Source organism: Streptomyces aurantiacus (assembly GCF_027107535.1).
Classification (GTDB): Bacteria; Actinomycetota; Actinomycetes; order Streptomycetales; family Streptomycetaceae; genus Streptomyces.
Window position 1 is genome coordinate 7,006,652 of record NZ_CP114283.1, and the last position, 22,639, is coordinate 7,029,290.

A 22,639-nucleotide genomic window follows, 5' to 3' on the forward strand; every position below is an offset into this window, starting at 1 on the left:
CCCCCGCCGCCCCGCCTGCCGGAGGTCGCCGCGGAGGCTGACGAGGCGCCCCGCCCGCCCCGTCGCCACCGACTCACCGACTCACCGACTCACCGACTCACCGATCATGATCCGCCCGGCTCACCATGATCCGCGCGGCTCAGGGATTCGATCCAGGCACGGACTGCGGATGCCGTCGTGCCGGCGTGCTCCTGAAGCAGTGTCAGGTGGTCGCCCGGCACGTCCACGAGCTCGTGCGGCAGCGGCCAGGAGGTGCGCCAGTCGTCGGCGTCGGGGTCCGCCGCCATCCGAGGGGTGGGCCGGGTGGCGCGTATCAGCAGGGTGGGGGTGTCGACCGGTTCCGGGTGCCAGTCCATGAAGATCCGGGTGTACGCCCCCATGGCCGCGGCACCGGTGTCCTCGTACAGGCGGGGCGCGACGGCGGCGGGCAGGGCCAGCAGCCAGTCCTTGCGGCTGTTGGAGTCGTCGATCAGGTAGGTGTCCAGCAGGATCTGGCCCGCCGGTGGCGTCCCGAGCGCTTCGAGCTGCCGGGTCACCGCGTGGGCGAGGGCGCCGCCCGTGGACGCCCCGACGAGCGCGAAGGGCCGATCGCCGACCTGCCGCAGCACGGTCTCTGCGTGCGTGCGGGCCAGTGCTTCCCGGTCGGCCGGGACTGCTCCGCCCGCGCCGAGGCCCGGGTGCGGCAGCTCCAGGACGTCCAGCTCACCGTCGAGACAGCGGTGGAAGCCGGCGAACTCCCCGCCGGGGACCGGGAAGGGCGGATGGTGCCCGGCGAGGAAGACGACCACCGGCCGGTCGCGGGGGCCCTCGGCCCGGCGGACCGGGGGCAGGGCGTGGGCCCGGCTCTCCGCCGCCGTGAACGTCGGGAGGGCCAGGGAGGCGGAGACCAGCATGTGCATGCCGGCGGCCACCTCGCCCTTCGCGCAGAGCGCGCGGTAGAGCGCGGCGAGCGTCTGCGGGGGCCGCACGGAGGCCTCGTGACCGCGAGGCGTTGCCGGTGCCTGCGCCTGCGCCTGCGCCTGCGCCTGCGCCTGCGCCAGTGACTGACCCTGGGCCTGGGCCGTCATCGGGGTCTGCGTCCGGGACCCGGCTTCGCCCGTGCCGTCGCCGCGGCCGGTGACGGCAGCGGTCTCGGCGACAGTGGCGGTGGCGGTGGTTGTGCCAAGGCCGTGGCCGTCCCCGTCCCCGTCGCCCTCGCCCTCGCCCTCGGCCACGTCGGCGGTGAGCAGGTCGAGCAGATGCCGGGCGAGCGCGTGCGTCGTGGGGTGCTCGAACACCACCGACGCGGGCAGCCACAACCCCGTGGCCGTGGTCAGAGCGTTGCGGAGCTGGACCGCCATCAGGGAGTCGAAGCCCAGGTCGGCGAGGGGCTTCCCGGCCGGGAGCGCGTCGCCGTCGGGGTATCCGAGGGCCACGGCCACCGATCCACGCACCAGCTTCGCGAGCGCGGACTCCCGTTCCTCGTCGGGCAGTTCGGCCATCAGGTCGCGCCAGGCTCCCTGCTCCGCCGCCTCCCGCGCTCGTGCCCGGGTTCCGGCTCCGGATCCGGCGGCCGGGCGGCCTCCGCGCACCAACTGCCGCAGCAGCGGGGGGACGAGCCCGTCGCCGGACCGCAGAGCGGCCCGGTCGAGGAGGAGCGGCGCCAGCAAGGGCTCGCCGGTGCGCAGCGCCGCGTCGAACAGGGCCATGCCCTGTGCCGGGGAGAGCGCCCGCACCAGGTCGGGGGCCTGCGCGCCCGGCCGTTTCGGTCCGGCCTCGCGGAGCCGGGCCGCCATCCCGTCGCCGTGCTCCCACAGCCCCCACGCCAGGGAGACCGCGGGCAGGCCGAGGGAGGTGCGGTGGTGGGCGAGCGCGTCCAGGAAGGTGTTCGCCGCCGCGTAGTTGCCCTGGCCGGGCCGGCCGAGCAGTCCCGACGCCGAGGAGAACAGGACGAACGCCGAGAGATCCAGCTCGCGGGTCAGCTCGTGAAGGTGCCAGGCCGCGTCCACCTTCGGCCGCAGCACCGCCGCCATCCTGTCCGGGGTCAGCGAGTCGAGTACGCCGTCGTCGAGCACCCCTGCCGCGTGCACCACGGCGCTCAAGGGGGGCTCGCAGTGTGCGATCAGCGCGGCCAGCGCTGGACGGTCCGCCGCGTCGCACGCGACAACACGCACATCGGCACCCAACTCTCCCAGCTGAGCGCGTAGTTGCTCGGCGCCCGGTGCCTGCGGGCCCCGTCGTCCGGTGAGCAGCAGGTCCCGTACGCCGTGCTCGGTGACCAGATGCCGGGCCAGTTCGGCGCCCAGCGCGCCCGTGCCTCCGGTGATGAGTACGGTGCCGTCCTGACCGAACGTGCCTCTCCCGTGCGGTTTCGCGATGGCCCTGGCCAGTCGGGGTACCGTCAACCGTCCCTTCCGGATGGCCACTTGGGGTTCGCCGGAGGCCGTCGCCGCGGGGAGCAGCCGCAGCGACTCGGGCCGCCCGTCCACGTCGGCCAGGACGACGCGGCCGGGCATCTCCGACTGGGCCGCACGCACCAGTCCCCACACGGCGGCGCCCGCGAGGTCCGGGACCGGGGCGGTGGCCTCCCGCGTGACCACGAGCAGCCGTGACGGCGCCGTGCCCTGCTCGCGCTGCCAGTTCTGCAGTGCCTCCAGGACCCTGCCGGTCAGTCGGTGCGCGGCCGCCACCGGATCGGGTTCGTCCGCGGGGGTGACGGCCGTGAGGACCACGACGGCGGGCGTGAGCCGGTTGCTCACTGCCGGGATGTACGCGCGGAGGTCCAGTTCGTCCGGGCCGAGTACCGTCCAGCCCTCGCTGTCCGGATCGTCGGGCGGGTCGACGGGCACGGTGACCGGGTTCCAGTCGAGCCGCAGCAGGGCGCGCCGCACCACTTCGTCGGCGGTGTCCGGCCTTCCGGCCGGGAGTTCCCGGGTGACCAGCGACTCGACCACGGCCACCGGACGCCCCGCCGTGTCGGCGAGCGTCACCGTGACAGCTCCCGGTCCCGTCGGCGTCAGCCGCACCCTCGTCGCGGTTGCCCCTTGGGCGTACAGCCGCACACCGCTCCACGCGAACGGCAACCGTACGGAACGGGCACCGGGCTCGGGCGCGGGCTCGGCGAGGAGCCCGATGTGCACGGCCGCGTCCAGCAGTGCCGGATGAATGCCGAAACGTGCGGCGCCCGGGACCTGTCCCTCCGGGAGTGCGACCTCGGCGAAGAGTTCCGTTCCCCTCCGCCAGAGGGCATCGGCGCCCTGGAAGGCGGGCCCGTAACTGATGTCGGCGTCGGCCAACGTCTCGTACGCGTCGGTGAGTTCTACTTCGACCGCTCCTTCGGGCGGCCACACGCTCAGGTCGCTCTCCGGTGCGTCCGCCGCCGGGGGCGGTGCGCTGAGGGCTCCCGTCGCGTGCCGGGTCCAGCCCGTCTTCGACCCGCCCGGCTCCGCCGACTCTTCCGCCCCTTCCGTCTCCTCCTCCGTCGCTTGCTCCCCCGTCATATCGTCGGGTCGGGCGTAGATGTCGACGGACCGCCTGCCGGAGTCGCTCCCCGGCCCGACGACGACCTGGACCCGTGCTCCGGTGCTGCCGGACAGCACGAGCGGTGCCACGACGACCAGTTCGTCCAGGAGGCCGCAGCCGACCTCGTCACCGGCGTGGACGGCCATCTCCACGAGGGCCGTCGCGGGGACCAGTACCCTCCCGGCGATCACATGGTCGCCGAGCCAGGGCTGTGCGTCCGTGGAGAGCCGCCCGGACAGCACCGTCCGGTCCGTGTCCGGCACCGTGAACGCCGGGCCGAGCAGCGGATGCCCCTGCGCGTCGGCCGAGGCCCTGGTGTCCTTGCGGGTCGCGTCCAGCCAGTACCGACGACGCTGGAAGGCGTACGTGGGCAGATCGACGCGCCGCGCCCCGGTGTCCGCGAGCGCCGCGGCCCAGTCGACGGCGGCACCGCGTACATGCAGCCGGGCCACGGCTCGGAGCAGTGACGCGGATTCCCGTGGGCCGGCCGCGGCCGACGCCCGCTCGACGGCCGCGACGCACTCGGCGGACCCGCCGTCGGCGCCGGGCGACAGCGACAGGACGTCCGCCGCCGCGGCGGTGAGTACGGGTCCGGGGCCGAGTTCCAGGAAGGCCCCGGTGTCCTCCTTCTCCCGCAGCCACCGCACGGCGTCCGCGAAGCGCACCGGCTGCCGGGCGTGCCGTACCCAGTACTCGGCAGAGCAGAGTTCCCCGGCCGCCGGGTCGGCCGGTCGGCCCGACACGGTCGAGATCACCGGGAGGTGAGGTGTCCGGTACGTCAACCCGCTTGCGACGCGGTGGAATTCGTCCAGCATCGGTTCGACCAGCGGCGAGTGGAAGGCATGGCTCACCCGCAGCCGCACGGGCCTGAGTCCGCGTGCCGCGAACGTGTCCGCGACGGCGAGGACGGCGTCCCGGGCGCCGGACACCACCACGGACCGCGGCCCGTTCACCGAGGCGATGGCGACCCGGTCCAGGACACCCAGGTCGGCCAGCACGGCGGCCGCCTCGGCTTCGGCCGCGGGCAGCGCGACCATCGCGCCACCGTCCGGCAGGGCCTGCATCAACCGGCCGCGGGCAGCGACCAGTTCGGCCGCGTCGGGCAGGTCCAGCACCCCGACGACGTGTGCCGCCGCCAGCTCCCCGACGGAGTGTCCGGCCAGGAAGTGGGGCCGTACGCCCCAGGATTCGAGCAGCCGGAACAGCGCGACCTCGAAGGCGAACAACGCGGCCTGTGTGAAGTCGGTGCGGTCGAGCAGCGCGGCTTCGGGTGAGCCGTCCCGCGCGAACACCACGGACCGCAACGGACGTTCGAAGCGGCTGTCGAGCGCCTGGCACACGTCGTCGAAGGCGGCGGCGAATGCCGGGTGGGCGGTACTCAAGTCCGCGCCCATGCCCAGGCGTTGGGCGCCCTGACCCGCGAACAGGAACGCCGTGCGGAGGCCGGTGTCGGCGAGGCCCGTCACAGTGTCCCCGGCATGGTCGCCCCGGGCGAGCGCCCGGAGCGCGGGCAGTACGTGTTCACCGGCCGGCACCGAAGCGCGGTGCGTGAGGGCCGGCCTCGTCACGGCGAGCGAGAAGGCGATGTCGGCCGAGTCCGCGGGCGAGAGGCCGGGCCGGCCCGTGATCCGGGCCGCCAGCCGTCGGGCCTGGGCACGCAGGGCGGGCTCGTCGGCTCCGGAGAGCAGCCAGGGCAGCTCCGTGTCCACGGTCGGCCGGGGGTGCGTCGGGTGGGCGGGAGCCTCTTCCAGGATCACGTGGGCGTTGGTCCCGCCGATGCCGAACGCCGACACGCCCGCCCGGCGCGGTCGGTCCGACGACGGCCAGGGCCGGGCCTCGGTCAGCAGTTCCACCCGGCCGGAGGACCATCCCACGTGGGGTGACGGTGTGTCGGCGTGCAGCGTCGCGGGCAGTCGCCCGTGCCGCATGGCCTGCACCATCTTGATGACACCGGCGACTCCCGCGGCCGCCTGGGTGTGCCCGAGGTTGGACTTCACCGAGCCCAGCCAGAGCGGCTGCCTCTCCGGGGGCCGCCCCTGTCCGTACGTGGCCAGCAGGGCGGTCGCCTCGATCGGGTCGCCCAGCATGGTGCCGGTCCCGTGCCCCTCCACCGCGTCGACGTCGCTGCCGCGAAGGCCCGCATCCGCCAACGCCCCTTCGATGAGGCGCTGTTGAGCCTGGCCGTTGGGCGCGGTGAGTCCGTTGGAGGCCCCGTCGGAGTTGACCGCGGAACCGCGCAGGACCGCGAGCACCGGGTGGCCGTTGCGCCGGGCGTCGGACAGCCGCTCGAGGAGGACGAGCCCCGCTCCCTCCCCCCAGCCGGTGCCGTCCGCCGACGCCGAGAACGACTTGCAGCGGCCGTCGGGCGACAGACCGCGTTGTCTGCTGAACATGGTGAACGACCGTGGGGTCGCCATCACGGTGACGCCACCGGCAACGGCCATCGAGCACTCGCCCGCGCGCAGCGCCCGCGCCGCCCAGTGCAGCGACACCAGTGAGGACGAGCACGCGGTGTCGACGGTGATGGCCGGACCGCGAAGCCCGTACGTGTACGCGATCCGGCCGGACGCCACGCTGCCGGCCGAGCCGAGGCCGAGGTGCGCCTCCAACTCGTGGGGCCCGGTGCCGAATCGGTCCGCGTAGTCGGCGTACATCACCCCGACGAACACGCCCGTGTCGCTGTCGCGCAGGGACGCCGGATCGATGCCTGCGCGCTCCCAGACCTCCCAGGAGGTCTCCAGCAACAGGCGCTGCTGCGGGTCCATGGCCAGCGCCTCGCGCGGCGAGATACCGAACAGGCCCGCGTCGAACTCGGCCGCCCCGTGCAGGAATCCACCGCTGCGGGCGTACGACGTGCCCAGGTGGTCCGGATCCGGGTCGTACAGGGCGTCCAGGTCCCAGCCCCGGTCGGCCGGGAAGTCAGAGACGGCGTCCCGGCCTTCGGAGACCAGCCGCCACAGGTCCTCGGGGGACTGGACGTCTCCGGGGTAGCGGCAGGCCATCGAGACCACGACCACCGGGTCGTCCTCCTCGTCGGCCCGTCCGGTCCCTGCTGTGCGTCCGGCCTCGGCGCGCCGGCCGTCGGGGGCGGGCGGGCCTCCGTGCTCGACGGCGAGGAGTGCGCTCCGCAGGTGGCGGGCCACGTCGGCGGGAGTGGGGTGGTCGAAGACGAGGGTCGTCGGCAGCCTCAGTCCGGTGGCCTCGCTCAGCCGCTCGATCAGCGTGACGGCACCGAGGGAGGTGAGTCCCAGGTCGGTGAAGGGGCGGTCCGCGTCACGCCGTTCGTACGGCCGGTCTCCGCCGGCCTCCGCGGTCACGGACAGCACGGTCTCCCGGAGCAGGCGCTCGCTCTCCTCCGGCGGGAGGGAGGCCAGCCGCTCACGCAGCGCGTGGGCCCCCGTGGGACCGCGGCCCGCCATGTCGGAGCCCGCCGCACCGGAGACCGCCGCGTCAGAAGCCGCCGCACCAGTGGCCATCGACGGCATGGCAGGGGTCACGGACGCCCTGGCGGGGTCGGCCGCGCCGGGCGTCCAGCGCGTGAAACGGAGGTCGGGCGCCGGCCGGGCCAGGCCCGTCACGACGGCGTGCCGGACGATCTTCCCGGAGGGCGTACGGGGCACCGCGGCGATCTCGTGGATCTCCGCGGGGACCTTGTGGTCGGACAGGAGCGTGCGGCAGGTCCGCAGGACGCGGCGCGGGTCGAGTCCGCCGGGCCCGGGCACCACGAAGGCCACCGGGATCTCGCCGAGGATGTCGTGCGGGGCACCCACCACGACGGCGTCGGCCACTCCGGGGCAGCTCAGCAGGGCCTGTTCGATCTCCGTGGGGTGGATGTTCTCGCCGCCCCTGATGATCAGTTCGCTGACCCGGCCGGTGAGGGTGAGCAGGCCGTGCTCGGCCCGCCGGGCCAGGTCTCCCGTGCGGTACCAGCCGTCCTTCAGCGCGGCCGCGGTCGCCTCGGGCTGGTTGTGGTAGCCGGTCATGAGCCCCGGCCCGCGGACCCACACCTCGCCCTCGTCGCCGTCGGGGACGTCGTGCCCGGAGTGCGGGTCGACCAGCCGTACGTCCACCCCGGGCACCGGCGTTCCGCACGAACCGTCCGCCCGTGGCCCGCCCGGCCGGTTCACGGCGATCATGCCGCAGGTCTCGGTGGAGCCGTACGCGTCCAGCAGGGGCGCTCCGAGCACCTCCTCGACGGCCCGGCGCAACGAGGGCGGACTCGGCGCGCCCGCGACCACGCACCGCCGCGGCCCGGACCGCGGGGAACGGGCGGTCTCGCCCGCCGCCGCCACCAGCCGGTGGTAGGTGGCGGGGACACCGGCCAGCATCGTTAACGGCCCTTCCGGCTGTTCGTACGCCTCGTCCAGTACGCGCAACAGCCCACCGGACGGGAGGAGTTCGCCGGTGATGTGTGCGCTCGCCCCGGTGGCGACGACGCCCAGCACGGCGAGCGAGTGCCCGAAACTGTGGAACAGCGGGAGCGGCCACAGCAGCCTGTCCCCCGCCGACAGCCCGAAGATCGGCGCATAGCAGGCCTGCACCGACCAGAGTGCGGCGCGCTGCGTGGACACAACCCCCTTGGGCCGGTGGGTGGTTCCGGAGGTGTAGAGCAGCCAGGCCGGCTCGTCGAGTCCGAGGTCGTCGCGAGCCGGTCGCACGTCCACGCCCTCGACCGCGCCCTCGACGGCGGCGTCGAAGAGTACGGTTCCGGCGGGCGCGTCCACCGGTACCGGACCGGGCCCGGTGAACATCACCCGCAGATGACTGAATGCGGCGCCGGGCCGGGCCAGTTGGTCGGCGTGGGCCTGGTCCGTGATGACCGCCGAAGCGCCGCTGTCCGTGAGCAGGTGGGTGAGCTCGGCGTCGGACGAGCGGGGGTTCAGCAGTACACCTGTCCCGCTCGCCCGGGTGATCGCGAGGCAACTCTCCACCAGCTCGACGCAGTTGCCGAGGAGGACGGCGACCCGTTCGCCCCGCAGGAGCCCCGCACCGGCCAGATGTCCGGCCAGCCTGCCTGTGCGGCGCTCCAGTTCGGCGTAGGTCACGCCTCGCGCGGAGTCCGAGAACGCGATCCGGTCCGCCGCCGCTTCGGCATGTCGCTTCAGCAACTCCGGCAGCGGCCGGATCAGTTCGTCGTGCACCATGTCCCCCCACCCGTACGGTCCCCGCGCTGTCGTCCCCCGACGGGGGCGAGCCTACGTCGCACCGAACGCAAGATCGAAAGACGCGGGGCCCGGACGGTGGGCGTGTCGCCGCCCGGCGGGCGTGCCCTAGGCGGTGAACTCCCCCGCGGTGGGCCGCCGGGAGGCCTCCGTCGCCCTGCCGACGTCGGTCAGGGGACGCAGACGGTAGGTGTACGAGTAGTCCCTGTTGGCGAAGAGTTTGTACTCGTCGTGGGTGTGCGCGCCCCAGCTGTTGTCGCCGCCCACGCCCATCTGCCGGTGGTTCAGGCGGAGTACGACCTCGTCCCGCGGGGTCAGCTGGTAGTCGTGGCGCGTCCCGACCGACAGGTCCTCGGGGGTGAAGTGCGAAGCGTTGACCTCCAGGAGGGGTTCGCCGGAGACGAGCAGCCCCGCGCCGCCGCGGTCGGTCAGGGCGGCCCAGCGGACGTCGGTCTTGTTGCCGTTCTCCTGCGGGCGGATGTAGCGCGTCCACTGCTCGGAGACGGTCCCGGAGTAGAGGCCCACGTCGGTGCCGTTGTTGCGGTCCCAGTGGTTCTCCTCGGGGCCGCGGCCGTAGTAGTGCAGGCGCTCCAGGCGGCCCGGCAGGAACAGCAGGGTGCCGACCTCCGGGATGTAGGGCAGGCCGGCCGCGCCCGGGTGCAGGGTGTTGTCGACCCTGATCTCCCCGTTGCCGAACACCGTGTAGGTGGTGGTGTACGTCGACTCGGTGGTGGTGGGCAGGGTCCCGCCGACCTTGATCTCGACGGCCCGGTCCCGCTGGGCGCGCACGCTCACGTCCGTGACCTTCCGCCGGGCCCCGGCGTCACGCCAGGTCTGGTTGCGCAGGTGCTGGCCGTTGCCCCGGTCGTTGTCGGTCGGCGCGCGCCAGAAGTTGGGTACGGGCCCGGAGGTGATCAGCCGGGTGCCCCGGGCCTCGTACGAGGTGATGACGCCGGTGTTCTTGTCGACGGTGACGGAGAAGCCCTTGCCCTTCACGGTGACGGACCGTTCGCCGTCCTGGTGGCGCAGCGCCGGCACGCGCTCCAGTGGCACCGGCCGTACGTCCGGACTGCCTGCGTCGACCGTGAGCTGCTGCCTGGCGACCTCGAAGCCTGCCTTCGCCCACTTGGTGCGTTCCTTGGTGGTGAAGGACAGCTGCAGGAAGTACTCCGTGCCGGGCGCCGGGCGGGCCGGCGGCCTGAAGGTCACGGTGATGTCCTTGCTGCTGAGCGGCGGAACGTCCAGTTGGGCGCGGCTCAGCTTTCCGCGCCGGACGATCTCACCGTCGGCGACGAGCGTCCAACTGCCGTCGAACTCACGGAGGTTGGTGAACAGGTTTTCGTTGGTGAGGGTGATCGCGGCGCCGACGGTGAGGGAGTGGCCGGACGCCGGTGCGGCGGTGATCGCCTGGTAGACCTGTTTGACCTCCGCGGCCTTGCCGGTGTGGCCGCGGTCGGCGGTGACGATGCCGTCCGCGACGAAGGCACCGTCGTTGGGGTGGTCGCCCCAGTCGCCACCGTACGCGAAGAACGTGCGCTCCTTCGGGCGTTTCTCGGTGACCTTCACGGTGGCGGCGTCGAACCAGAACCGCACTCCCTCGTCGCCGGGGCCGCGTCCGCCCGCCGCGAGTTCGGCGCCGGTCAGGGCGCGGGCGTAGACGCGCGCGCGCCGGATCGTGCCGCTGAACTCCCGGGTCGGGTTGTCGACGTCGGTGGCGAGCGACAGCGGCGCGGTGTTGTTGTCCGGCCGCCGGGTGGTGGTCCGGGTGGCCCTGACCATGCCGTCGACGTGAAGGGTCAGCGTGCCCGCCTCCGCGTCGAAGACGCCCGCGACGTGGTGCTCCTTGCCGGTCCAGTCGTCGGGGAGCGCCCAGCTCGCGGTGATCCACTGGCCGCCGCCGTGGATGAAGAACTCCAGGGTTCTGTTCGTCTGCTTGAGGGCGTACTGGGTGTCGCCCTTGGCGATGAGCGGCTGGTGGTAGCCGGTCACGTGCGGGGTGACCCAGGCCTCCAGTGTCAGGGAGCCGGTGATGTCGAGACCGGGGTGGCGGGCGAAGACGGTGCTGCCGGACACGCCCTTCGCCCGGTCGAAGGTCGCGCTGCCGGCCTGGATCTCCCCGCGCACCGAGCCGGGCCCGGCCTCGGTGAACACGTCGCGCGTCGGGGTCGGCCAGCTGAGGGACTGGTCGACGAAGTCCCAGATCCATCCGCCCTGCAGCACGTCGTGGCGGCGGATGACGTCCCAGTACTTCTTGAAGTTGCCGGTCGAGTTCCCCATCGCGTGGGAGTACTCGATCATGACGTACGGCCGGGTGTCCGAGGTGTCCTTGGCGCGGGCCTCGACGCGCGCCGGGCTCTCGTACATCTCGGAGCGGATGTCGCTGATCTCCGGCCGGTCGTCGCCCTCGTACTGGATGACGCGGGTCGGGTCGTACGAGCGGATCCAGTCGCGCATGGCGACGAACGTGCTGCCGCCGCCGGCCTCGTTGCCGAGCGACCAGATGACGACGGAGGCGTGGTTCTTGTCGCGGTGGACCATGTTCCGGGCCCTGGCCACGCACGCTCTGCTCCAGTCGGGATGGTCGCCCGGGTACTCGTCGCGGATGCCGTGGGTTTCGAGGTTGGTCTCGTCCACGAGGTACAGGCCGTACTCGTCGGCGAGCTCGTACCAGAGCGTGTTGTTGGGGTAGTGCGAGGTGCGGACGGTGTTGATGTTCGTCCGTTTGACGATCTCGATGTCCCGGATCATGTCCGCGCGGGTGAGCGCGGTGCCTCGGTCGGGGTGCATCTCGTGGCGGTTGGTGCCGCGGAAGGACACGGGTTGGCCGTTGATGCGCATCAGCCCGTCCTTGAGCGCGAACTCGCGCAGGCCGACCCGGTGCGAGAGCGTCTCGACGACCTTGCCCGCCGGGTCCCGCAGCCGCAGCACGGCCGTGTAGAGGTACGGGTCCTCGGCCGACCACAGTTTCGGCGCGGGCACGGCGCGGGCGGCCTGTACGGTCACGTCCTCGCCGGCCGGGGCGGAGCCGAGGTCGACGGCCTGGTGCAGCGGTCGCGGCCAGACGGCGTGCCCGCGCGCGTCGTAGAGCTGGGTCTCGACGGAGTACTTCCCGCCGCCCTTGCCGTCACCGACCTTGCGGCCGTAGTCGCGCACGCTCGCGGTGACCGACAGCTCGGCGGCCTTGTAGCCGTCGCTCAGCGGGGTGTCCAGCTTGAAGTCGCGCAGGTGCACGGCCGGGGTGGAGTACAGGTGGACCGAGCGGAAGATGCCGCTCAGCCGGATCATGTCCTGGTCCTCCAGCCAGTCGCCGTCGGAGTAGCGGTACACCTCCACCGCGATCTGGTTGGTGCCGCGCTTGAGGTGCGGGGTGATGTCGTACTCGGCGGGGACGTACGAGTCCTCGCTGTAGCCCACCAGCTCGCCGTTGATCCACACGTAGTGGGCGGACTTGACTCCTTCGAAGTGCAGGAACGTCCGCCGCCCCGACCACCCCTCGGGGACGGTGAAGGTCCGTCTGTACTGGCCCACGGGGTTGTAGCGGGTCGGGGCGGCCGGCGGCTGCGGCTCCTCGCCCAGGCCGTTGGGACCCCAGTAGGGGTACGTGATGTTGATGTAGATCGGGAAGTCGTAGCCGTGCAGCTGCCAGGCGGAGGGGACGGGGACGGTGTCCCAGGAGCTGTCGTCGAGGTCGGTTCGGTGGAAGTCGGTGTCCCGGTCGTCGGGGCGGTCGACGTAGGCGAACTTCCACTTCCCGTCCAGGCTCATCCGGTACGGCGAGCGCGTGCGGTCTCCTGCCAGCGCCTGATCGACGTTCGCGTACGGCGTGAGCGTGGTGTGCGGGGGCTCGGTCCCCACCTCGAAGAGGTCGATGACGCCGTTCCACTCCGGGGAGCCGTCCGCCGCGCCGGGCCGGCCGGCCGCGTGGGTGGTGGAGGTCGCATGGGTGGCGGAGGCCGAGGCGGGCAGGGCGAGCACGCCGAGAGCGGCGGCCCCTCCCTCGAGAAGTCGACGGCGGCTGACAGGAGACATGTGCGGGTGCGGCATGGCTGTGGCCTTCCTCGGTACGACAGCGGGGTGCACGAACTGAGGGAGCGTCAGGTCTTGTCGAGACTGGTCGAAGCAGTTGACATACGGGAGTTGATGTCAGGTCAGAATGCGACTGCTGAGGACAAAGGCACCTGGTGAGCCACGGAAAACCCTAAGACCCGAACACAATCGGAGCAAGATCCCTGTCGGACTTTGTGTGTTCCTGAGGACCGGTGGGTGCGGGGTACCAGAAGCGGTGGGGTGCGGGGCATCCGGCGCGAGGGTGCAGGACATCCGGAGCGCGAGACACGGGGCACCCGCCCCGGTCCTCTCCCGCGAGGCTCTCCCCGTCCGGTCAGCGCACCTGCGCGGCGAACGCCTCGTACGCCTGCTCGTCGAAGAGGACGAACCTGACCTCGGCCACCGCCGTCTCCGTGTCCCGCACCGTCCGGACCGCGATACGGGCGGCGTCGTCCATCGGCCATCCGTAGATGCCCGCGGAGACGGCCGGGAACGCGACGGTCCGCGCGCCCAGTTCACCGGCGACACGCAGCGACTCCCGGTAGCAGGAGGCCAGCAGCCCGGAGCGGTCCTCGCTCCGGCTGAACACGGGACCGACCGTGTGGATCACCCAGCGAGCGTCCAGCCTTCCGGCGGTGGTGGCGACTGCCTGGCCCGTCCGCAGGCCCTTGCCGTACTGAGCGGCGCGGAGCCTGCGGCACTCGGCGAGGATCTCGGGGCCGCCGCGCCGGTGGATGGCGCCGTCCACACCTCCGCCGCCGAGCAGGGAGGAGTTCGCGGCGTTGACGATCGCGTCCACGCTCTGCCGCGTGATGTCGCCCAGGACGAGTTCGACGGCGGTCATGTCTGGCGCAGCCGCTTCCACACGGCCTTGGCGGCGTTGTGCCCGGACATGCCGTGCACGCCCGGGCCGGGCGGCGTGGCCGAGGAGCAGATGTAGATCGCCGGGTGCGGGGTGCCGTACGGGAACAGCGACAGCTTGGGGCGCAGCAGAAGCTGCAGGCCGGAGGCGGCGCCGCAGCCGATGTCACCGCCCACGTAGTTGGCGTTGCGGGCGGCGAGTTCGGGCGGGCCCGCCGTGGCCCGGGCGAGGACGCGGTCGCGGAAGCCGGGCGCGAACCGCTCCAGCTGGCGCTCGATCACGTCCGTGAGGTCGCCGTTCCAGCCGCTCGGGACATGGCCGTACGCCCAGAACACGTGCTTGCCGTCCGGCGCCCGGGACGGGTCGACGACACTGGGCTGCACGGTGATCAGGAACGGCGCGTCCGGGGCCCGGCCCTCGCGGGAGGCCGCGCGCAGGGCACCCCGGATCTCGGCGCTGTCCGCGCCGACCTGCACCGTGCCGGCCGTGCGGGGCTCCTTCGCGGTCCACGGCACCGGCCCGTCGAGGGCGTAGTCGATCTTGAAGACGCCCGCCCCGTACCGGTACCTCTCGTAGTAGCGCCCGAAGCCCGCGATCCGGCTCAGCGCGGTGGGCGAGGTGTCGAAGACGTACGCGCGCGCGGGAGGCAGGTCGTCGAGGCGCTTGACCTCGTAGTCGGTGTGGACGGTGCCGCCCAGGTCCTTGAGGTACGCGGCGAGCGCGTCGGAGATCGCCTGGGATCCGCCGCGGGCGACGGGCCAGCCCCGGGCGTGCGCGGCCAGCGCGAAGACGAGGCCGACGGCGCCGGTGGCGAGGCCGTCGAGCGGGGACATGACGTGCGCGACGAGCCCGGCGAACAGCGCTTTGGCCCGCTCGTCGCGGAACCTGCGCATCAGCCAGGTCGAGGGCGGCAGTCCGACCAGGCCGAAGCGGGCGAGGGTGACCGGGTCGCGCGGCAGCGCGCTGAGCGGCAGGGACATGAAGTCCCGTACGAGCGTGTCCCATTGCGGGAGGAAGGGCTCGACGAGCCTGCGGTACGTGCCCGCGTCGCGCGGTCCGAACGAGGCCGCCGTCTCGGCCACGGACCGCGACAGCACGGCCGCCGTGCCGTCCAGGAAGGGATGGGCCATGGGCAGTTCGGGCTGGAGCCATTCCAGGCCGTACCGTCCGAGGGGCATCGCCCGGAAGGCGGGAGAGCCGGCGCCCAGGGGATGCGCGGCCGAACACGGGTCGTGCCGGAAGCCGGGCAGGGTCAGCTCCTCGGTGCGCGCGCCTCCCCCGACGGTGTCGCGCGCTTCGAAGACGGCCACGGAGAAGCCTCGGCGGGCCAGCTCCACGGCAGCCGTCAGTCCGTTCGGTCCCGCACCCACCACGACGGCATCGAGCATCGACGGCACCTTCGGACTCCTTTGTCAGCCGATGGCCACTGGGGGTCAGGATATGCCGGGCCTCCGGCGGCCCCGTCCCGGCCCCGCGCCGCCCCGGATCAGGCGCCGTCCGACAGCAGTCCCACCACCCGGCGGGCCGTGGCCGCGTCCCGCGCCGCCGTGAAGGGAAGGGTGTTGCCGCCGGTTATCCGGAACGGCTCTCCCGCGAGCGTCAGGTGCGCGCCACCCGCCTCCTCGACGAGCAGGAGTCCCGCCGCGTGGTCCCAGGCGGCCTCCCAGGAGAACGCCGTGGCGTCCAGCTCGCCGCGGGCGACGGCGAGGTACTCCAGCCCGGCCGAACCGCAGGGCCGCGGGCTGACACCCTCCGTGCGCAGGCCCAGCAGCGCGCGCTTCTGGTCGTCCGTCGTGTAGTCGGGGTGGGACGTGGCGACTTCGAGGTCGCGGCCGGGGGCGGGTGCGCCGGCCCGGAGCGGTTCGCCGTCGAGCAGGGCGCCCCGGCCCCGGACGGCGACGGCGAGCTGGTCACGGACCGGGGCGTAGGTCCAGGAGGCCAGCAGGACGCCGCCCCGGGCGAGCGCGACCAGCGTGCAGAAACCGGGGTCGCCGTGGACGAACTGGCGTGTGCCGTCGACCGGGTCGACGATCCAGACGGGCGCTTCGCCCTGGAGCGCCTCGTATGTCATCGGGTTGGCGTGGACCGCTTCCTCCCCGACCACGACCGACCCGGGCAGCATCTTGACGAGCACCTCGGTGAGATACTCCTCGGCCTTGCGGTCGGCGTCCGTGACCAGGTCGTGCGGGCCGCTCTTCTGGTCCACCTCGTGCGCCGCGAGCTGCCGGAAGCGCGGCATGATCTCGGCGGCGGCCGCCCGGCGGACGGCCTCCTCGACATCGGCGGTGCGGTGGGCGAGAAACTCGTCGATGGTTTCCATGTGCTCGATCATGCCTCCATGAGAGCACGCGCCACTGACAATCCCCGCCGGGAGGGTGCATCACGGGTGGAATCGCCATGAACAACGGGAGCTCGCAGCCCAGCGGCGTTCCACCGGTTCGGGAGACCTTCGCGGGCGGGCCGCGCGGACGTCTGCGCGGTGGGTTCCGTAGGGCCGGGCCGCCCCGGCCCTACGGGTCAGCGTCCGACGGCGTACCCCTGCATCCCGCGCGGGTTCGCCGCCGCCGACAGCACACCGGTCCGCGGATCCCTCGCCACCGCGCACAGCCTCCCCTCGGACCAGGCGTCGCCGACCTGGACGTCGTGGCCGCGGCGGCGCAGCTCCTCGACGACCCCGGGGTCCGTGCGGGACTCGACGGTCACGCTGCCGGGGCGCATCCCGCGCGGGTGGAAGGAGCCGGGGAAGCTGTCGTTGTGCCAGTTCGGGGCGTCGATCGCGCCCTGGAGGTCCGGGCCGCCGCGTACCTCGGCGCGCAGGGCGACGGCCAGGAAGAAGTGCAGCTGCCACTGGTCCTGCTGGTCACCGCCGGGCGTACCGAACGCCATGACGGGAACCCCGTCCCGCAGCGCGAGCGACGGTGTGAGCGTCGTACGGGGACGGCGGCCCGGCGTGAGGGAGTTGGGCAGGCCCTCCTCCAACCAGGCCATCTGGAGGCGCGTGCCGAGCGGGAAGCCCAGCTCGGGAACGACCGGGTTGGACTGCAGCCAGCCGCCGCTGGGCGTGGCCGCGACCATGTTGCCCCAGCGGTCGACGATGTCGAGGTGGCAGGTGTCGCCCCTGGTACCGCCGTCCGCCGAGACGTCCGGCTCACCGGGCACCGGAGATGCCGTCCGCCCGGTGGCGGCCGGTCCTCCCTCGCCGGCCCGGCCCCCGTCCACCGCGCCCTCCGTACCTGTGCCGTACGGCGTCCCCACATACCGGTTCCCCGCCGCGCCGCCCACCCGCGCCACCGTCGGCTCCCCCGCTCCGGGCACCCCGGACTCCTCGGCCCCGGTCTCTCCCGAGGCCACCCTGCGCGCGTGCTCGCTGAGCCGCGGAAGCCGTCCGCCCGGGCTTCCCGGCCGTAGCTCGTAGGAGGCCTTCTCGCCGATCAGCGCCCGCCGCCCGGCGTTGTACCGCGCCGACAGCAGCTCCTCCAGGGGCACCTCCCCCGCGTCGCCGTACCACGCCTCCCGGTCGGCCATCGCGAGCTTGCAGCCCTCGACCAGCAGGTGCACGTACTCGGCGGAGCCGTACCGCGGCAGCTCCGGCGGCAGCAGGGCCAGCTGCTGGAGGAACACCGGGCCCTGGCTCCAGGGGCCCGCCTTGCACAGGGTCCAGCCCCGCCAGTCGTACCTGGCCGGGGCCTCGTACGACGCCGACCAGCCGGCCAGATCGGCCGCCGTCAGCGTGCCCGTGTGCCGCTCGCCGCTGGTGTCCGTCGTGGGGCGGCCCGCCTGGCGCACCAGGGCCTCGGCGATGAAGCCCTCGCGCCAGATCCGCCGCGCCTCCTCGATCTGCGCGATCCGGTCGTCGCCTGCGAGAGCCGCCTCCGCGAGGAGCCGCCGCCAGGTCGCGGCCAGCGCGGGATTGCGGAACAGCTCTCCCGGCCGCGGGGGCCGGCCGCCCGGCAGGTACACCTCGGCCGAGGACGTCCACTCGGTCTCGAAGAGCGCCCGGACCGTCTCGACGGTCTCGGCGACGCGCTCCACGGGCGCGTGCCCGTCCTCGGCGTATCCGACGGCGTACTTCAGCACGTCCGCCAGGGACTTCGTGCCGTGGTCGCGCAGGAGCAGCATCCACGCGTCGAAGGCGCCGGGCACGGCGGCCGCGAGGGGCCCGGTGCCGGGGACGAGGTCCAGTCCCAGCGCCCGGTAGTGGGCGATCGTGGCGCCGGCCGGTGCCACGCCCTGTCCGCACAGCACCCGTACCTCCCCGCCCACCGGGGCGACGATGACCGGTACCTCACCGGCGGGCCCGTTGAGGTGCGGCTCCACGACGTGCAGGACGAAACCGGCGGCCACGGCGGCGTCGAACGCGTTGCCGCCGTCCTCCAGCACGGCCATCGCCGACTGCGAGGCGAGCCAGTGCGTGGAGGACACCATCCCGAAGGTGCCCTGGAGCGTGGGTCGGGTCGTGAACACGGGCGAACTCCTCGCTGCGGGGCGGGCCCGAGGACTGCGGGCCGGGCGTCCGGCGATCGTACGCACGCCTGCGCTACCGGGGCTCCGAGGGCCGCCAGGCCGTCGTCCCCAGAATGTTCTCGGGACCGATGTCGAGCGGGTACGGGGGCCGTACGGTCACGGTGTCCTCCCCCTTCTCCGGGGCGACGCGGAGGTACACGCCGTCCTGGTGGTGCATGCGCCAGTAAAGGCTCGCGTGCGCCGACTCGCCCGGTTCGAGGGTCAGCGGCCGGGGTCCGGGGTCCTCCGGCGCCATGGACACCTCGTCCGTGCCCTGGACGGTCCGTACGCCGACGATGGGCACACCCCTCGAGTCGAGGACGGTGATGGCCGGATAACCGTTCAACTCGTGAGGCTTCTTGCCGCAGTTGGTGACGTCGAGGCCCATGGCACGCAGTCCCATGGCTCCGTCGCCCCGGTCGGCGTGGAAGCGCAGACCGGACGCCGGGCAGTCCTGCGCCTGCAGGCCGGAGACGGCCGGAGACGGCTCGGGGGGCGCGGACGGGCGCGGGGGCGGCTCCACCGTCAGGGTCCGCGTCGGTGTGGGCTCGCGTTCGGGGTTGCTCTCACGGTCCAGTTCGGCGGAGAGCCCGCAGCCGCTCGCGGCCAGCGTCAGCAGGCAGACGAGGGCGGCGTTGCGCAACGGTCCAGGGCGTATCGCGATCACGCGCCGATCATCACACGGGACCTGCGTGGGCGTCCCTCCACCTTCCTCGGGCCGCTGTCCGGTCCGGCCGCCTGCCGTCTCTCCGTCCGTCGTCGTCCCGTCTTCCGTCAGTGAGCCTGCCCGCGTGCCGTGACCAGCCCCGACTCGTAGGCGAACACGACCAGTTGGGCACGGTCACGTGCGCCGAGCTTGGTCATCGCACGGCTGATGTGGGTCTTGGCGGTGAAGGGGCTGATGACCATGTGGGCGGCTATCTCCTCATTGGTGAGGCCGCGGGCGGCGAGCGCGGTGACCTCGCGCTCGCGGCGGGTCAGGCACTCCAGGCCGGGTGCCTTCGCCCGGTCCGGCGGCCGGGCCACGAACTCGCCGATCAGCGTGCGGGTGACGGACGGCGACAGCAGGGCCTCGCCGCGCGTGACGACCTCGATGGCCTGCAGCAGGTCGGCCGGCTCGGTGTCCTTGAGCAGGAAGCCGCTGGCACCGGCCCGCAGCGCCTCGAAGACGTACTCGTCGAGGCCGTAGTTGGTCAGCATCACCACGCGGACGCCGGACAGCCGCGGGTCGGCGGCGATGCGGCGGGTCGCCTCGATGCCCGTCATCACCGGCATCTGGACGTCGACCAGGGCGATGTCCGGCATCTGGGCGCGCACCAGCGCCACGCCCTGCTCACCGTCGGCGGCCTCACCGACCACCTCGATGCCGTCCTCGGCCTCCAGGAGGGCCCGGAACCCGGCCCGCATGAGGGCCTGGTCGTCGATGAGCGCGACCCGGATCACACGTGCTCCAGCGGCAGGCCGGCCCGCACCGAGAAGCCGCCTTCCGCGCGGGGCGCGGCGTGCAGGGTGCCGCCGAGCGCCGTGACCCGCTCGCGCATACCGGTGAGGCCGATGCCCTCGGCGGGCGGGCGGGACGCTTCGGCGGCGCCGTCGTCATCGACGCGAATCGTCAACTCCCCTTCCCCGTATGCAAGTTCGACGGCGACCTTGGCGGGCCCCGCGTGCCGTGCGGCGTTCGTGAGTGCTTCCTGGACGATGCGGTACGCGGCGCGGTCCACGGTCGCCGCCAGCGGACGCTCGCGGCCCGTCACGGTCAGCGCGACGGCGAGGCCCGCCGCCCGGGCCCGCTCCACGAGCAGTGCCGGGGTGCCGGTCGGCTCGTCGGTGCGCAACACCTCAAGGGTGGCGCGCAGTTCGCGCATGGCCTCCCCGCCGGCCTCCTGGATGGCGAGCAGGGCCGGGGGTATCTCTTCGCCCCGCTTGCGCGCGAGGTGGACGGCGACGCCCGCCTGGAGCTTGACGATGGAGATGCTGTGGGTCAGGGAATCGTGCAACTCGCGGGCGATGCGCAGGCGTTCCTCACCTGCCCGGCGCAGCGCCGCCTCCTCGCGGGTGCGCTCGGCCTCCAGGGCGCGCTGTTCCGTCTGGCGCAGATACGCCTGCCAGTTGCGCCCGGCGAGACCGGTCACGACGGCGCACAGGAACCAGCCGGCCAGCAGTGCGGTCCGCTCGACGGTGCCCTGCGACACGGGACCCGCCGCGAGGTACGCACCCAGGAACACCACGCTCGCGGCCGCGCCCACGGCCCGGTGCCCCGCCTGCGCGGCGGTGTGGACGGCGGCCACCACAGGGAGGGCGGACACCGGGCCGGGGTCGGCGTGCAGCACATGGACGGTCAGGGCCGCCGTGGTGACGGCGAGCACCGCGCGGGGCGCCGCACGGTAGGCGCACAGCGCGAGCGAGCCGGTCCCGATCAGCGCGAGGTCGACCGCCGTGGTGCCGTCGTCGAAGGCCGCCGCGGACACCACGAGGGCGCCGATCACGACGGCCAGTGCCACGTCGGCGAGCCGCTTGAGAGTGACCTGGTCCGCGCTCATGTCCGTACCGTAGACCGCCGTGCCGACAAGAGCGTCAGCCCTGTGGACGGGCCCGGGACTACTCCCGGCGCAGTAGTGGGACGCGCGGGCCGGTCGCGTCGGCGCATCCCCGACTGCCTCCGGCCGTACGACGCGTGACGGCGCCCCGGGAAGCCAGGGTTCTGCACATGACGCCACCCATCCTGACCGCGCCGTTCCGCTACACCGAGCCCCTGCCGCCCAGGTCGGCCACCGGCCGCACCGCCGACATCCACCGCCAGATCGCGGAGGACTTCGGCATCGACGGCGCCTCCACCTTCGTCGTCCTGTCCTCCGCGCCCGAACTGCTCGCCGCCGCCTGGGCCCTGATGCGGGAGTCGCTGCTCGCGGGCGACGGCAGCCGCACCGGCAAGGAGCTGGCCGCCCTCGGGGTGTCGCGCGCCAACAGGTGCCCGTTCTGTGTGGACGCGCACACCGTCCTGCTGCACGCCACCGGCGACCACGCGCTCGCGGAGCGTGTGGCCCGCGGCGAGCGTCCGGAGAAGGAGGTGCAGGCGCGCATGCTCGCCTGGGGCGAGGCGACCCGGATCCCGGGCAGTGCGGACCTCACCCCGCTGCCGTTCTTCGCCGGTCACACCGCGGCGTACGTGGGTACCGCCCTGTCCTTCCATTTCATCAACCGGATCGTCTCGGCCCTGCTGACCGAGAACCTGCTGCCGGGCAACGTCCAGCGGTTCAGGCCGGTCCGCAGCCTCGTCGGCCGTTCCGTGGCGAAGACCCTGCGCAGGCGTCTCACCCCGGGCACGAGCCTCGCGCTGCTCGAGGGTGACGCGGGTCCCGGCCCGTCCTGGGCGGCCGGCACGGCGGTCGGACCGGCCTACGCGGCCCTGCGGGCGGCGGCCATGGCCGGCGCCGGGCTGCTGACCGAGGCCGACCGGACCCTCGTACAGGACACGGTCGCGGCCTGGGACGGTACGCATCAGCCGCTGGTGTGGGACGCCCTGCCGGACCGGGCGGACCGGCCCGGAGCGCGGCTGGCGATGCTGGCCGCGCTGGCCCCGTACCGGATCACCGACGAGGACGTGGCCGCCTGGAAGCGGCCGCCGTACACGGACCACTGTCTGGTCCAGCTGGTCGCCTACGGCGCGTTCGCCGCCGTGGACCGCATCGAGCGGGCGCTGCCCCTGGACACCGGCGTACCGCAAAACGTCCCCGGCCGCCGGGAGTGAGCCCCTGAGACCGAGTCCCTGTCACCGGGCGGGCACGGAGCGAGTTCGCCCTTTCGCCCCACAGCCACGCATGTGACACTGGCGTCCCGTCCGCTGTGCGGACTCCTCCGCACCGTCTCCCACGAAATGTGCGCCGTGCGTTCTCTTCCTCTCGCTCTCACCGCGCGTCTGGCGCCGGTCGTCGTGCTCGCCGCGGCCGGCTGGGCGCTGTCGTCCGGACCGTTCGCCGCGACTCCGGCCGCGGAGAACAAGGCGGCTCCCGACGGCGGGGTTTCACCGTCGGCGCCGTCGACCGCGGCGGCGAGCCGCACGTACCGCACCTCTCCGGCGCCCTGCGAGGGCGTGACGAAGAAGACGGTGTCCTCGCTGGTGCCCGGCGCCAAGGCGGCCGGCAAGGAGATCCCCTCGACCGACGAGTCGCTGCGCCGCACCTGTTCCTGGAACGCGCTCAAGGGCTTCGACTACCGCTGGCTCGACATCTCGTACGAGATCAAGAAGTCCGACCAGACCGCTCTGGCCGCCTACAAGCAGCGCACGACGGAGAAGAGCGGCGGCGGCGTGGTCCCCGGGGTCGGGGACGAGGCCTATTCGGTGGTGAACCTCACCACCGCCGACAAGCAGCAGACGCGCGAGGGCATGGTGATCGTCCGCGCGTCCAACGCCCTGGTGGTCGTCACGTACAACGGCAGTGACTTCGAGTCCAAGAAGGCGCCCGCCACGGACGAGATCAACAAGGGCGCCATCAAGGCCGCCAAGGAGGGGATGGCCGCGCTGGAGGCCGCTCAGTAGAGCGGGCCTCCGGCGCGGCCGGCCGTT

Annotated in this window: 11 protein-coding genes; 2 read left to right on the plus strand and 9 right to left on the minus strand. The window is 73.2% G+C overall.

Annotated elements, in window-relative coordinates:
* Positions 1 to 104 precede the first annotated feature (104 nt).
* The 9 genes from O1Q96_RS33180 to O1Q96_RS33220 all read right to left on the minus strand — a co-directional run bounded on the left by O1Q96_RS33180 (position 105) and on the right by O1Q96_RS33220 (position 20,615).
* Positions 105 to 8,645 carry a type I polyketide synthase gene (locus O1Q96_RS33180; RefSeq protein WP_269251665.1) on the minus strand — a complete coding sequence of 2,847 codons (8,541 nt, stop codon included), beginning with the start codon at positions 8,643 to 8,645 and terminating at the stop codon, positions 105 to 107.
* 126 nt (positions 8,646 to 8,771) lie between these two features.
* Entirely contained in the window at positions 8,772 to 12,707 is a 3,936-nt protein-coding gene (locus O1Q96_RS33185; RefSeq protein ID WP_269251666.1) for a glycoside hydrolase family 2 TIM barrel-domain containing protein, read from the minus strand.
* Positions 12,708 to 13,044: 337 nt separating this feature from the next.
* Positions 13,045 to 13,554: an O-acetyl-ADP-ribose deacetylase gene (locus O1Q96_RS33190; protein ID WP_269251667.1), complete on the minus strand. Its 510-nt coding sequence runs from the start codon at positions 13,552 to 13,554 to the stop codon at positions 13,045 to 13,047.
* Positions 13,551 to 14,960: a phytoene desaturase family protein gene (locus tag O1Q96_RS33195; protein WP_269251668.1), complete on the minus strand. Its 1,410-nt coding sequence runs from the start codon at positions 14,958 to 14,960 to the stop codon at positions 13,551 to 13,553. Before O1Q96_RS33195 ends, O1Q96_RS33190 begins: the two co-directional genes overlap by 4 nt.
* A gap of 98 nt (positions 14,961 to 15,058) precedes the next feature.
* Positions 15,059 to 15,904, minus strand: coding sequence for an inositol monophosphatase family protein (locus O1Q96_RS33200; RefSeq protein WP_269251669.1), 846 nt, complete (start codon positions 15,902 to 15,904; stop codon positions 15,059 to 15,061).
* Between the two features lie 185 nt (positions 15,905 to 16,089).
* Positions 16,090 to 18,036 (minus strand): gamma-glutamyltransferase family protein, encoded by a 1,947-nt coding sequence (locus O1Q96_RS33205; protein ID WP_269251670.1) that lies wholly within the window; start codon positions 18,034 to 18,036, stop codon positions 16,090 to 16,092.
* Between the two features lie 73 nt (positions 18,037 to 18,109).
* Positions 18,110 to 18,742, minus strand: a complete 633-nt coding sequence (locus O1Q96_RS33210; protein WP_269251671.1) for a DUF4232 domain-containing protein — start codon at positions 18,740 to 18,742, stop codon at positions 18,110 to 18,112.
* Positions 18,743 to 18,849: 107 nt separating this feature from the next.
* Positions 18,850 to 19,518, minus strand: coding sequence for a response regulator (locus O1Q96_RS33215; protein WP_269251672.1), 669 nt, complete (start codon positions 19,516 to 19,518; stop codon positions 18,850 to 18,852).
* Positions 19,515 to 20,615, minus strand: a complete 1,101-nt coding sequence (locus O1Q96_RS33220; RefSeq protein ID WP_269251673.1) for a sensor histidine kinase — start codon at positions 20,613 to 20,615, stop codon at positions 19,515 to 19,517. Before O1Q96_RS33220 ends, O1Q96_RS33215 begins: the two co-directional genes overlap by 4 nt.
* A 182-nt stretch (positions 20,616 to 20,797) precedes the next feature.
* Between O1Q96_RS33220 and O1Q96_RS33225 the strand changes: the two genes are divergently transcribed.
* Together O1Q96_RS33225 and O1Q96_RS33230 are read left to right on the plus strand one after the other, a co-directional pair.
* Positions 20,798 to 21,823 carry a carboxymuconolactone decarboxylase family protein gene (locus O1Q96_RS33225; protein WP_269253825.1) on the plus strand — a complete coding sequence of 342 codons (1,026 nt, stop codon included), beginning with the start codon at positions 20,798 to 20,800 and terminating at the stop codon, positions 21,821 to 21,823.
* Positions 21,824 to 21,949: 126 nt separating this feature from the next.
* A complete protein-coding gene (locus O1Q96_RS33230; protein ID WP_269253826.1) occupies positions 21,950 to 22,612 on the plus strand; it encodes a hypothetical protein in 663 nt (220 codons plus the stop codon).
* Positions 22,613 to 22,639 lie beyond the last annotated feature (27 nt).